The sequence below is a fragment of the Seonamhaeicola sp. ABD4_340 genome (genome assembly GCF_056312135.1).
The window spans coordinates 1,925,505-1,938,450 of sequence record NZ_CM149981.1 but is presented as its reverse complement, the minus strand read 5'-3'; the positions used below and the strand labels follow the sequence as shown (position 1 = coordinate 1,938,450).

Below are 12,946 nucleotides of genomic sequence, written 5' to 3'. Positions count from 1 at the left end.
ATAAACAAGTTCAAAAAAAATGAAACACACAGCATATTTATTTTTATTAGTTTTTTCGGCAGTACTATTTACCAATTGTAAAGTACAATATGGGTTTTCGCCACCAACATCAATAAAAGCAGACACATATCAGGTTAACAGGTTTGAAAACACGTCTCTTTTATTTGAACCCGGTTTAGACCGCGATTTTAAAATAACTTTAGAAGATTTAATACAAAACCAAACCAATTACAGGTTAGAACCATCAGGTGCAGATTTAATTTATGAAGGCGAAATAACCAATTACACCATTGCACCCACAACATCAACAGCACAAAATACAGCTGCCCAAAACCGATTAACAATTACTGTTAAAGTGCGTTTTTTTAACACCAATAACTCTGAAGACGATTTAGAACAAAGCTTTTCTTTTTTCTATGATTTTCCAGCAAGCTCACAACTTGTAGGCTCAGTAAAAGACACAGCCCACGAAGAAATTTTAGACCGCTTAACACAAGATATTTTTAATGCCACTTTAGCCAGGTGGTAACATAAAAACCTAATAAAACAGCAAATATTATTTTTTACGTAAATTTGGCTAAACCCATGAATTCATCACAATTAACTAACATATTACAAAATCCGCAGCAAGTAACACACCAACAAACCAGTGATTTACAAACTGTAGTTGATGAATTCCCATATTTTCAAGCGGCAAGAGCCATGTATCTAAAAGGGTTAAAAAATCAAAGCAGCCTTAAATACAACCAAGCATTAAAAACCACAGCTGCATATACTACAGACCGCAGTATACTTTTTGATTTTATTACTTCGGAAGCATTTTCACAAAACGAAATATCTCAAATTATAAAAAAAAATAGCGCACATTTAAAAAATATTGATGTTGCTTCAGAAAATATTACTATAGATAGAAGAATTGTTGAAGATGAGATTTTAAAACAACATATTAATGACACTAAAGATGTTTTAGATCCGGCACTTTTTCAACCCAAAGAACCTCAAAAAAAAGTCGCGAATTTTAGTTTAGACACTAAAGAAAGTATTGCAGAAACCACAAAAAACAACGAAGAAACAACACTATCACCTACAGAAATTTTAAACTTAGGTCAACCGCTTCAATTTGATAAAAATGAAAAACATTCTTTTAATCAATGGTTAAAACTAACACGTTTTAAACCTATTAAAAGAGAAAACACCAACAGCGAGACACCTCAAAAACAAGAAGAAATACCTCAAAAAAAACCACAAAGCATAGACCCAAAAAAGGCTAAAAAGTTTGAACTTATAGACAAGTTTATAACAAACACACCTAAAATAACACCAAGCGCAACACCGAATAAAAAGGGTAATTTAGCCAAAGCACAAATGGTAAAACCAGAGGCATTAATGACTGAAACTTTGGCACGAATTTATGTGGAACAAAAAAACTTTAAAAAGGCAATTCAATCTTATAAAATTTTAAGTTTGAAATATCCAGAAAAAAGTAGTTTCTTTGCAAACCAAATTAAGGCAGTAGAACAATTACAAAAACAAAACAATAAAGAATAATGAGTTTTACAATATTTTTAAGTTTAATTGTTGTAGTAGCTTTTTTACTAATAGTTGTTATTATGGTACAAAACCCTAAAGGTGGTGGTTTATCATCTTCTTTTGGCGGTGGCGGTACTCAACAACTAGGAGGCGTAAAAAAAACTACAGACTTTTTAGATAAAAGTACTTGGTATTTAGCAACCTTTTTATTGGTGTTAATTTTAGCATCAAACATAGCTATAAAAGGAGGCAATGAGTCTGTAGACTCAAAAGCATTAGATACTGATACGGTAAATGAAATTGAATTACCAACACAAGCTACAGAACCAACAACTAACGGCGCAGCTGCAGATACTACAGCTACTAACTAAGCCAGTTAAAAAATTACAAAGCCAGCTAAATTAGCTGGCTTTTTTTATGCCTTATAATTTCCAAAACACCGTAATCTGAAAGTTTGTCAGTTATACACCATTGGCACATTTTTAGCTTAACACTAAGGCGTTAAACAATATTAATTTTATAAAAACTATATACAAAATGGGCTTAAACATTAAACCTTTAGCAGACAGAGTTGTTATTGAACCTGCTGCAGCTGAAACCAAAACAGCATCGGGTATTATCATTCCAGATAATGCAAAAGAAAAACCACAAAAAGGAACTGTTGTTGCTGCCGGACCTGGCACCAAAGACGAACCTATTACTGTTAAGGTTGGTGATACCGTTTTATATGGTAAATACGCCGGTACAGAATTGAAATTAGAAGGTACAGATTACCTAATTATGCGAGAAACCGATATACTTGCAATTGTATAAAAACTTTGGCTATTGGCCCTTGGCTTCTAGCTCCTAAAAATTAATCAATAAACTTAAAAGCCAATAGCGAACAGCTAAAGGCAAAAAGCTAAAAATTAAAAAAATGGCAAAAGACATAAAATTTGATATAGACGCACGCGACGGATTAAAACGTGGTGTTGATGCATTAGCAAATGCAGTAAAAGTAACTTTAGGTCCAAAAGGGCGTAACGTAATAATTTCTAAAAGCTTTGGCGCACCTCACATTACTAAAGATGGTGTATCTGTAGCAAAAGAAGTTGAGTTAGAAGATGCTCATGAAAACATGGGTGCACAAATGGTAAAAGAAGTAGCAAGCAAAACCAACGATTTAGCTGGTGATGGTACAACTACTGCTACCGTTTTAGCTCAAGCTATTGTAAAAGAAGGCTTAAAAAACGTAGCTTCTGGGGCAAACCCAATGGATTTAAAACGCGGCATAGACAAAGCGGTTGAAGCTATTACTAAAGATCTTGAGGCACAAGCACAAGAGGTTGGTAATTCTTCAGAAAAAATAAAACAAGTTGCCGCAATTTCTGCAAATAATGATGACACTATTGGAGAATTAATTTCTCAAGCTTTTACCAAAGTAGGAAAAGAAGGTGTTATTACTGTTGAAGAAGCCAAAGGAATGGATACATACGTTGATGTTGTTGAAGGTATGCAATTTGACAGAGGGTATTTATCACCTTATTTTGTAACAGATTCTGATAAAATGATTGCAGATTTAGAAAATCCGTACATTTTATTATTTGATAAAAAGATTTCTAACTTACAAGAAATCCTTCCAATTTTAGAGCCAGTTGCACAATCTGGTCGTCCGTTATTAATCATTGCAGAAGATGTTGATGGGCAAGCTTTAGCTACTTTAGTTGTTAATAAATTACGTGGCGGTTTAAAAATTGCTGCTGTAAAAGCTCCAGGATTTGGAGACAGACGTAAAGCTATGCTTGAAGATATAGCTATTTTAACTGGCGGAACAGTAATTTCTGAAGAAAGAGGATTTACTTTAGAAAACGCTGATTTATCAATGTTAGGAACTGCTGAAACAGTAACTGTTGATAAAGACAATACTACAATTGTAAATGGTAATGGTGATGCAGAAGCTATTAAAGCACGTGTAAATCAAATAAAGGCTCAAATTGAAACCACTACTTCAGATTATGATAAAGAAAAACTTCAAGAACGTTTAGCTAAATTAGCTGGCGGTGTTGCTGTGCTTTATGTTGGTGCTGCTTCTGAAGTTGAAATGAAAGAGAAAAAAGACCGTGTTGATGATGCTTTACATGCAACTCGTGCTGCTGTTGAAGAAGGTATTGTTGCCGGTGGTGGTGTTGCACTAGTAAGAGCTAAAGCAGTATTAGCAAAACTTGAAACTGTTAATTTAGATGAAACTACTGGTGTACAAATTGTAAATAAAGCTATTGAAGCGCCTTTACGTACAATTGTTGAAAATGCTGGTGGTGAAGGCTCTGTGGTAATAAACAAAGTACTTGAAAGTAAAAAAGATTTTGGTTACGATGCAAAATCTGAAGAATATGTAGATATGCTTAAAGCTGGTATTATTGACCCTAAAAAAGTAACACGTATTGCTTTAGAAAATGCTGCCTCTGTTGCCGGTATGATTTTAACTACCGAGTGTGCTTTAATTGATATTAAAGAAGACGCCCCTGCAATGCCTCCAATGGGTGGCGGTGGTATGCCAGGTATGATGTAATAGCAAATTGCTATAGATAATATCTCACTCATATGCTGTGAGAAACATTAATATTTTTAAAAACGCTTTTCTGATTTAGAAAAGCGTTTTTTTTTATTTCATTTCTAAATTTACTTCTTGGGTTTCATTTATGCCAGTATCAATTACAAATGTTCCTGTGTATAGTTTTTTATTAACTTCAGCAATAATTTCATAGTTACCAAAATATCCGCGCAAGTCTATTTCACCAGATGCAGTAGTTTCAATAATCTCTTCAGTATTTAAAAACCCTTCCATAAGTTCTATCCATTTTTCTCCATTTACTTTTGGTGTACCATCAAAGTTAAATAATGGATAATCTAAGTTTTCTTTCCTTCCATCAGCAAATGTCCAATGCCAAAATCCGTTTACCTTAGCGTGACTAAAATACATAATCATCATATATTCTGTAATTAATCGTCTTTCTTCATCGGTATAAACGTATTTTTTCTGAACATCTCTTATCTCGAATTCGGTTGCTTGATATGGAAGATTAAATTTATCAAAATTGCACAGACGGTTATATATAGTATCTGGTGTAATCTTACCATACTTAATACGTGATTGAAATCCGATGCCTTCTATAGGAGCTCCTAAAGCTATTTGTTTTTCTAAGGTTTCTCGATAAACCGCAACTCTACCAACACCTTTATAACCTTTTTTTCTAAAATTCAATACCCAAGGCGCAATACCAGAAATAACTTGGTAATCATTTTGATATAATACAACATTCTTTTTATTATAAACGGTTCTTAAACTGTCTGCTAATTTAAACCACCCCACATGCGTATCAGTATTTGGTAACAGGTTATTAATTGTGTTATTAGCGAGAGACTCATTACTTACATCCCAACAATTTACATTCCATTTAGGTATAGCATGGTAAAAATGCTTACTACAAGACTCTAATAACTGTTCTCCTTTCTCTTTATCTGACAAAGCTGGGTTTTTATATACTGCCTTATCTTCAGGCCTCATAAAATTAAACCCTTCCCAAACTAATGTATGCCCTCTAACGTAAATATCATTATCTAAAAACCATGGCATAATTATGTTTTCTGCAGTTTTTTCTCTAGGTGAATTTCTAAATTTAGGTTTAAGAGCCACTGTAAACCCAGAAGCATTAAAATATTTTAGAAAAATTTCTTTGTACTTTTCTGAATATGGTGAATTTGCAAAACTTTCTTTAACTACGGCACCCCATTTAAATTTATGTTTTTTTAGTATTGCTTTTACTTTTACATTAGAAGCAATCTTATTATTTGGAAGTTTTATCTTTAAATGAATGTTTCCTTTTCTATTTTTTTCTATACGATTAACAGCCTCTTGTTTCACCGTTTCATATGGTCCCCAATCTTGTAGTCCATAACTATCTAAATGTTTTGCAACTTTTGGCACTGCATAAGCTTTTTTTATAGCGCTTTGATGAATTTCTTTCAAATTACGCACATACGGATAAGGTTCTTCTTTAACATTATACAACCCCTGTTTTAATTGAGTTTTCTTAATTTCATCTTTATACTGGCATTTATTATACCCTACAATGTAAGGCTTAGACATTGCTTGATTAACACTTTTACTATAGTATTTGAAGTAATCTTTAACATTTGTAGCCACCTGTCCCATAGTGTTTGAATGCTCTTTTGTGGCATAAGATGTTACATGATCTGCAATAAAAATGGGTTTTTTAAACGTTTTATATATATCATCAAAAAAACTAAAATCAAGAAAATTTTTGGGTTGAATAGCAATACCATCTACAAAAGGTAGTGCCTCTTGAGCAACCTTTTTCGGAAAATGATTCTCATAGTATCTATCTGAAAATATCAGGTGGTTTTTGTCGTATTTCTTAATGAATTCTGTTCCTTTAGAATATATTTGTCTTGCTATTATTGGAATAAAATTGTCTTCTGGTTTATTGGGGTTTTCTTTTTTCCACTTTTCAAAAGCTATTTTTCCAGGCGCATCTTTATTTAGAGACTTAAAAAAATCTATCCAACCTTTATCCTTTTTCTTAATATTCCAAACGGGAACGTCTGTTAAAAAATAGGCAATTAGCATTTTATTATTCACCTGAGGAGTGACAGTGCGATTTATTTTAGCTTCAAGAGTTTTTAAGAATTGAGAATCAAAAACATCTACAAAATGTAGCTTATCTCTTGAAAGCCAAATAGATGTTTCTAATAAATTCACCCCTTTTGTATGAGGAATTTTATGCCACATCCAATGCGGCCCTTGATAATCTCCAGAATTAAACCCTAAAGATTTAATATTTTCTATAATTTTATCATAATTTCCAGAATTCACCATGTGCGTATGGTTAACTCCAATAGCTTTAAAAGCATGCCCTTCTGGTGTTACCAAAAAATCTTTATCTCCTATTTTTCCAAGATTAAAAAAACCTGTTCCTTCTTTAATTGGTAAATCTACTCGTCCTCCGTAAATATCGTATTCAGCTTGGGCTAAAAAATAATTTGAATTTATAAGTACGTAAAAAATTAATAACTGCTGAATGATATTTGCTTTGTTCTTCATAATAAAAAATTAGTTAAGTTAGTATTATCTTTGGTAGAATGCATAAAAAAGTCCAAACCTATGGTTTAGACTTTTATAAATCTATTTGGTTTAAACTAAGCCTTAACTTTTTTACACTACCTCTAAACCAAGCTTATAAGTTTCTAAAGCTCGTTTTCTAGCAAATTTATGTTCCACTATAGGTTCAGGGTAGTCCGCAGTTCCAAATTCTGGAATCCATTGTTTTACATAAGCCAAATCTTTATCAAACTTTTTTAATTGCTCAATAGGATTAAATATTCTAAAATAAGGCGCCGCATCACAACCAGTACCTGCGGCCCATTGCCAGTTACCATTATTGGTTGCCAACTCATAATCTAACAGTTTTTTAGCAAAATAGGCTTCGCCCCATTTCCAATCTATTAACAAATGCTTGCATAAAAAACCTGCAGTTATCATTCTTACACGGTTATGCATATAGCCCGTTTCATTTAATTGGCGCATACCTGCATCAACCATTGGGTAACCCGTTTTTCCTTCACACCATTTTTTAAAATCTGTTTTATCATTACGCCATTGAACACCATCATATTTCGATTTGAAATTTTCAGTAACCACCTTAGGAAAATGATACAATATTTGCATGAAAAATTCACGCCAAATTAATTCACTTAAAAACACGCTATTTTCTTCACTCAACTTACTAATTATTTCTCTTACGCTTACCGTACCAAAACGTAAATGCGGACTTAAATAACTGGTAATATCGGCATCAGGAAAATCACGTTTTTCTTTATAAACATTTAAATTATCAAGATTGTATGCTTTTACTTTTATGGCAGAACCTTTAAAACCAATGGTACTTAACTCTGGAAAATCATGTGTTTTATTTAAAAAATTAGCTGTATTTGATAATGCTTCTGGTTTTTGAGCTTTGTAAACTGATAACCATTTATTTTTGTAAGGTGTATAAACCGTGTATGGCTTGCCATCGTTTTTTAATACATCATTTTCTTCATGTATTACTTGGTCTTTGCTTGTATTAAAAGTAATATTGTTTTCATTTAAAAATTTAGCCACTTCAGTATCTCTATTGCGTGCGTATGGCTCATAATCTTTATTTACAAAAACAGCGTCTACTTTATATTTCTTAGTTAATTCTTTCCATATTTCAAGCGGTTTTCCTTTTAAAACTAAAAGCGAAGATTTATAATTTTTAAGTTCTTCATTTACATGCTTCAATTGATCATGAATAAAACTAACTCTGGCATCATTTTCAGGCAATTCATTTAAAATATGTTCATCAAAAATGAAAAGACAAAGCACCTTCTGCTTACCAGAAAGTGCTTTGTTTAATGCCGTATTATCGTGTAATCTTAAATCTCTTCTAAACCAAAATACCGAAATACTATCCATAAAATTTGTTATCTGTTTTTATTACTAATGTGCGTCTTTCACCTCTGTATCACGATATTTACAACATGGATGTACTGAATTGTATGCTTCATCAGTTGCTTTTTTATCTTTCACATCGTGCCCTACAGCTAATATGTTGGCTTCAATAGTTTCTACATTGGTTTTACGTTCATCAAAAATTAATTTAAGCTCGTGTGTTTTTACATTCCATAATGCAGATTTTACACCTTTTGTATTTAAGCTTGCTTTTTCAATGCGTGATTTACACATCATGCAAACGCCATCAACCTCTAAACTGGCTCTTGCATTTTTGTTTTGTGAAAATGTAATTGTTGCAGTTAGCATTAATGCTAATGTTAGTATTTTTTTCATGATTATTTTCTTTTTTTTATTTCCGCGGAAGCGAAAATCTATTTAAATTATTTCTTTTATTAATTCACTCATTTATTAGGACGATAGCTACTATTTAATTTTAAAACGTAACCCCGCGTAATACATGCTGCCAAAAATTGGGCCGTATACAAATGTGGTATCAAAATTTGCACCAAAAGGGTCATTGGCCCCTAAAACAGGATTTGATTGCCTTACATTTGTAATGTTTTCGCCACCTAAATATACTTCAAATTTAGGAGAAAACACTTTTGTTATTTGCGCATTTAAGGTTGCTAATGTTGGTGTGTATTCTGGCAATTGGTATTGAGATGGATTACTTAATGTTGACGTAAATCTTTGGCTACTTAACCAGTTAAATGTAACATCAAACTTCCAGCGGCTACGCGCGCCTTCTCCTCTATTAGTTACATAGCCTAAATTTGCAAAAAACCTGTGTTTAGGTGTTAGTGGTTTTTCTAATGTTCCAGATTTATAATCTGTTTTAACATCATAATATTTGTAGGCGGTTCTAAAATCAGCACCTTCAAAAAGGTTATAATTTACTTCTATTTGAAAGCTATTAGCGTAACTATTGCCTTCAAGATTATAAAAATTCACTTCTTGCGGGTTTTCAAAATCTACAACAATTTGATTTTTAAAATCGGTTTTATAATAATCAAAAGTAACATCGGCTTTTCTTCCAAAGAGATTAAAACCTTGTAAATACGATATGCCGTAATTCCAAGCAATTTCGGGGTCTAAACCATAAATTTCGCCATTGGTATTTAAAATATTAATATTTCTTGATGTTGAAAATATATTTTGGTTTTCAGCAAAAATATTAGCACTACGTTTACCACGACCAACCGATGCCCTAAAGGCCGATTTGCTCCAAGGTGAATATCTGGCATGTAGCCTTGGTGTAACAAAAGTACCTAGTAAGTTATGATGATCTACACGAACGCCAGCAGTTACGTTTAGTTGCTCTAAGTTATCATAATTATACTCAAAAAATGCTCCTACAGATTGTTCTTTACGCTCATAATTTGTAGTATTAACAAGCTCGTCATAATTATCATACGTATAGCTAACGCCTGTTTTAATTTTATGCCTAGAGTCTGAAATTATAGAGTTATAAATAGCATTAGCATACAAACTATTATGGGTTATATTATAGGTATTCAACCCAAAATACGATTGTTGCTCATGGCTACTAAAAGCGGTTTGCACACCAATACTTTGCCATGGAATTTCTGGGTTTACGTAGCCTAATTTTGCTGAAACTTCGTAACGCCTGGTATCTATTTCGCTTCCCCAATGGTTTGTTGTTAATTTATCGTTATTAGGGTTAAAATCTACTTCACCAGCTTGTTTTTCGTCATTTAAAAACTTCAAATTTATAAAACTCACAAAGCCTTTTTGGGCATTAGTGTATTGCCAACGGTTCATAATGTTTACTTGGTTGTAAAGTGGCATATCTAAAAAACCATCGTCATTTACATCGTGTTTAGCTTGGTGTGTGTTGCCATGTACGTACAAACCTGTATGCCATTTATTAGAAACCTTTGTGTTTATATGCGTATTAAGCTCCATACGTTCACTACTTGCACCGTATAAATTAACAAACAACTTGTTGTCTATAGATGGTTTTACAAGTTCTGTATTTATTTGGCCTGCAATACTTTCAAAACCATTAACAACACTGCCTGCTCCTTTGGTTACCTGAATACTTTCTACCCAAGTACCCGGAACAAAGCTTAACCCAAACGCTTGCGAAGCCCCACGAATAGACGGAATATTTTCAGTAGTTATTAATATATACGGACTTGTTAACCCTAACATTTTTATTTGGCGGGTGCCTGTAACGGCATCGGCAAAATTTACATCAATTGATGGGTTGGTTTCAAAACTTTCAGATAAATTACAGCAGGCTGCTTTTAGCAACTCGTCACTACTTACCGTAAAAGTATTGGTGGCCTGCATGTATGACTTTGCAGTTGCTTGTTTTCTTGAGGTTACAGTTACGGCCTTTAAATTATCTGTTGGCTGCAAATAATGTTTAATTGTTTTGGGTGCTTTTATAATTAAGGTATCTGTTTTGTAACCTATATAACTTATAATTAGTTTACTGTATTCTTTTTTATATTGAAGGGAGAATTCACCATCAATATTAGTAACAGTACCAACATCTGTACCTAGCCAATATACATTAGTACCTGCTATTCTTATATTTTTATTTTGGGTGTTTGCTTCTAAAATTACACCATTAATTTGCTGTTGTGCGCTAAATATTAATGGTATTAAAAACAACACGTATAATAGTTGTTTCATTTTTTTATTTAATTTAAAATAATTTTTTTGGTTATTTACAGCGTTTGCTGAAATTGAAAAAACACTATTAAATCAAATCAAAAAAACTTGGTCTAAAACTAAAATATTGGATATTAATTTTGGTGGAGAATAATTTTTGTGAGGCACTGTTTGTTTTGGTAAACTTTCACTAAAATTATAAAATGTATAAACAAATGATGCTATGAATAATTGCTGTTGAAAATCTAAATCAGAGAAAGATTTAAAAAGATGATCTTGCCCTTCAACAACATGAATTTCATCTTTACAACATGATTTTTTTGTTATTTCTTCTGAAGTTTGCCCTTGCATTTCCATACCTGCACATTTGTTGGCATCGGTAAATAAAGACACATCAATTAAAACATCGCCACAATAATGTTTTTCAACAGTAAAAGATACTGTAGAAACCAACACTAACAATGCTAAAGTTGCACAAAAACTTTTATATAATAACTGTTTTATCATAACTTAAAACAAAAATACAAAAGTATGCGCACACCCAGGTTGTTTTATTAAATGATTAACATTTTTTAAGTGCGCTTTTTCAACTTATTATAGTAAAATGCTGGTAGTAGTAATATTAAAAATATAGGCTGGATTAAAAAACGGCGCACATTAAAAAACATGTAATAATCTTCTTGTTTTGGGTTAATTACAAAATAACTATATAACAACATGAGCCCCACAAAAGCAACTGCATACAACAGGCTGGAGAATTTCACCACACTTGCATCTTTAAAAACCACATATAAAATGGCTATTGATAATGTTGTGTTAATAGTGTAGCGCAATGTTGTAAATGCTAAAAGTTTTGCAATTTCACGCCTTGGGCTATCAATGTATAAATAATCGTTTTGAAAAAACAGCAAATATGGGTCGTAAAACAACTGCTCTTCAAAAGCTCTTACTAAAACAAGTAAAGTAAAAAGCATAAATAACACCAAATATTTTAGGGTTTTATGCATGCGTGCTTGTTTTTGAAAAACGGTTTACCCAAAACACCCAAAGCAAAAACACCATACCATAAATAATGGCCGGAAATACTACGGTGTGTAATACATGCTCATATTGCGGGTAATGATACAAACCCATACTTAATAATACAATTCTTAATAAATTAACCACATAAATTAAAACACTTCCTGCAAACAAAAACACCAATGTTGTTTTTAACTTGCTAGAAAACGCAATAATAAAACTTACAAATAAAATAATAACACTTACGGCATTACAGCCTTCTATTACTCTAGCTAAATAATTTCCATTTAAAATTACTTTAATTGATGGTTCATTAGGGTGTGGCAACATTTGTACATTATACCCCAAACTAGCTAATAATTGTTCTGTTTGCATTGCCACTAAATGTGTTATATAATCTGGGTAATAATTTAAACTTTCTGAAACACTTAAATACCAGTTGTATAAAAATGAAAGCCCAACATAAACAACCAAAAATGTAAGGATGAATGTTAAAACCGACCTGTATTTTACCAAAAGTGTTTTCACAAAAAATTAGGAATACTAAATACCGAAATTACACCTTTTTAAATACTTTTGCCAAAACTTTTTTATTTATGATTTTTGAAACATTAAAACCACAGGTAGACGCTATAATTTCTAACACCGAAAAAACAACAAACCAACGTTTATTAAACATTTGCGAATTACTTGAAAAACACATTGCATATTACAACTGGGTTGGTTTTTATTTTGCTAAAGCTGATAAAAAAGAACTACATTTAGGCCCTTATGTTGGTGCGCCAACAGACCATACCGTAATTCCGTTTGGTAAAGGTATTTGCGGGCAAGTAGCTGTTAGCAATGAAAATTTTGTAGTACCAGATGTAGCTGCTCAAGATAATTACATTGCCTGTAGTATAACCGTAAAAGCAGAAATTGTAGTGCCTATTTTTGTGAATGGTGAAAATATTGGGCAAATAGACATAGACTCTAATACACCAGACCCATTTACCCAAGCAGACGAACGTTTTTTAGAATACGTTTGCCAACAAGTAGCCACAATACTTGCATAAACCCCAAACACAACTTAAAATTTAACACATCACAACTGTTAACAACTTACCTGTTTAGTTAAAAAATAGGTCTATTTTACACAAGCCATTAGTTTGTTATTTAATGATTTTGAGTACTTTTGCAATTTATTACAAAAACTAACTAAAAACTCTCAATTTTTAA

The 12,946-nt window shown here is 32.2% G+C and carries 13 protein-coding genes; 6 read left to right on the top strand and 7 right to left on the bottom strand.

Annotated elements, in window-relative coordinates:
• Window positions 1–19 precede the first annotated feature (19 nt).
• From lptE to groL, 5 genes are all read left to right on the top strand, one after another.
• Window positions 20–529, top strand: a complete 510-nt coding sequence (gene lptE / locus ACYX4H_RS08405; protein ID WP_476235805.1) for an LPS assembly lipoprotein LptE — start codon at window positions 20–22, stop codon at window positions 527–529.
• A 56-nt stretch (window positions 530–585) separates the two neighbouring features.
• Entirely contained in the window at window positions 586–1,548 is a 963-nt protein-coding gene (locus ACYX4H_RS08400; protein WP_476235804.1) for a hypothetical protein, read from the top strand.
• On the top strand, window positions 1,545–1,901 hold the full coding sequence (secG, locus tag ACYX4H_RS08395; protein ID WP_476238647.1) for a preprotein translocase subunit SecG: 357 nt from the start codon (window positions 1,545–1,547) through the stop codon (window positions 1,899–1,901). Before ACYX4H_RS08400 ends, secG begins: the two co-directional genes overlap by 4 nt.
• A 166-nt stretch (window positions 1,902–2,067) precedes the next feature.
• A complete protein-coding gene (locus tag ACYX4H_RS08390) occupies window positions 2,068–2,343 on the top strand; it encodes a co-chaperone GroES (RefSeq protein ID WP_475294493.1) in 276 nt (91 codons plus the stop codon).
• A 103-nt stretch (window positions 2,344–2,446) separates the two neighbouring features.
• Window positions 2,447–4,078 (top strand): chaperonin GroEL, encoded by a 1,632-nt coding sequence (groL, locus tag ACYX4H_RS08385; protein ID WP_476235803.1) that lies wholly within the window; start codon window positions 2,447–2,449, stop codon window positions 4,076–4,078.
• A gap of 93 nt (window positions 4,079–4,171) precedes the next feature.
• Here the strand turns inward: groL and ACYX4H_RS08380 are convergent, their stop codons facing one another.
• The 7 genes from ACYX4H_RS08380 to xrtF all read right to left on the bottom strand — a co-directional run bounded on the left by ACYX4H_RS08380 (window position 4,172) and on the right by xrtF (window position 12,256).
• Window positions 4,172–6,631 carry an endo-1,4-beta-xylanase gene (locus ACYX4H_RS08380; RefSeq protein ID WP_476235802.1) on the bottom strand — a complete coding sequence of 820 codons (2,460 nt, stop codon included), beginning with the start codon at window positions 6,629–6,631 and terminating at the stop codon, window positions 4,172–4,174.
• A 111-nt stretch (window positions 6,632–6,742) separates the two neighbouring features.
• A complete protein-coding gene (locus tag ACYX4H_RS08375) occupies window positions 6,743–8,026 on the bottom strand; it encodes a cryptochrome/photolyase family protein (protein WP_476235801.1) in 1,284 nt (427 codons plus the stop codon).
• A 24-nt stretch (window positions 8,027–8,050) separates the two neighbouring features.
• The gene (locus ACYX4H_RS08370; RefSeq protein ID WP_476235800.1) at window positions 8,051–8,398 is read right to left on the bottom strand and encodes a heavy-metal-associated domain-containing protein; all 348 of its coding nucleotides are present in this window, start codon (window positions 8,396–8,398) and stop codon (window positions 8,051–8,053) included.
• Between the two features lie 90 nt (window positions 8,399–8,488).
• Entirely contained in the window at window positions 8,489–10,729 is a 2,241-nt protein-coding gene (locus ACYX4H_RS08365) for a TonB-dependent receptor plug domain-containing protein (protein ID WP_476235799.1), read from the bottom strand.
• Window positions 10,730–10,801: 72 nt separating this feature from the next.
• Entirely contained in the window at window positions 10,802–11,215 is a 414-nt protein-coding gene (locus ACYX4H_RS08360) for an HYC_CC_PP family protein (protein ID WP_476235798.1), read from the bottom strand.
• A gap of 65 nt (window positions 11,216–11,280) precedes the next feature.
• Window positions 11,281–11,715, bottom strand: coding sequence for an exosortase F system-associated membrane protein (locus ACYX4H_RS08355; protein ID WP_476235797.1), 435 nt, complete (start codon window positions 11,713–11,715; stop codon window positions 11,281–11,283).
• Window positions 11,708–12,256 carry an exosortase family protein XrtF gene (gene xrtF, locus ACYX4H_RS08350; RefSeq protein WP_476235796.1) on the bottom strand — a complete coding sequence of 183 codons (549 nt, stop codon included), beginning with the start codon at window positions 12,254–12,256 and terminating at the stop codon, window positions 11,708–11,710. Before xrtF ends, ACYX4H_RS08355 begins: the two co-directional genes overlap by 8 nt.
• A 68-nt stretch (window positions 12,257–12,324) precedes the next feature.
• On the opposite strand from xrtF, the gene ACYX4H_RS08345 reads away from it, so the two are divergent.
• Entirely contained in the window at window positions 12,325–12,783 is a 459-nt protein-coding gene (locus tag ACYX4H_RS08345; protein ID WP_476235795.1) for a GAF domain-containing protein, read from the top strand.
• Window positions 12,784–12,946: the final 163 nt, after the last annotated feature.

Bases quoted from the DNA above. Each gene is read 5' to 3' on its own strand.
- ACYX4H_RS08345 (WP_476235795.1), top strand. From the start codon at position 12,325: ATGATTTTTGAAACATTAAAACCACAGGTAGACGCTATAATTTCTAAC.
- groL (WP_476235803.1), top strand. From the start codon at position 2,447: ATGGCAAAAGACATAAAATTTGATATAGACGCACGCGACGGATTAAAA.
- lptE (WP_476235805.1), top strand. From the start codon at position 20: ATGAAACACACAGCATATTTATTTTTATTAGTTTTTTCGGCAGTACTA.
- ACYX4H_RS08365 (WP_476235799.1), bottom strand. From the start codon at position 10,729: ATGAAACAACTATTATACGTGTTGTTTTTAATACCATTAATATTTAGC.
- ACYX4H_RS08360 (WP_476235798.1), bottom strand. From the start codon at position 11,215: ATGATAAAACAGTTATTATATAAAAGTTTTTGTGCAACTTTAGCATTG.
- ACYX4H_RS08390 (WP_475294493.1), top strand. From the start codon at position 2,068: ATGGGCTTAAACATTAAACCTTTAGCAGACAGAGTTGTTATTGAACCT.
- ACYX4H_RS08375 (WP_476235801.1), bottom strand. From the start codon at position 8,026: ATGGATAGTATTTCGGTATTTTGGTTTAGAAGAGATTTAAGATTACAC.
- ACYX4H_RS08400 (WP_476235804.1), top strand. From the start codon at position 586: ATGAATTCATCACAATTAACTAACATATTACAAAATCCGCAGCAAGTA.
- ACYX4H_RS08370 (WP_476235800.1), bottom strand. From the start codon at position 8,398: ATGAAAAAAATACTAACATTAGCATTAATGCTAACTGCAACAATTACA.
- ACYX4H_RS08355 (WP_476235797.1), bottom strand. From the start codon at position 11,715: ATGCATAAAACCCTAAAATATTTGGTGTTATTTATGCTTTTTACTTTA.
- ACYX4H_RS08380 (WP_476235802.1), bottom strand. From the start codon at position 6,631: ATGAAGAACAAAGCAAATATCATTCAGCAGTTATTAATTTTTTACGTA.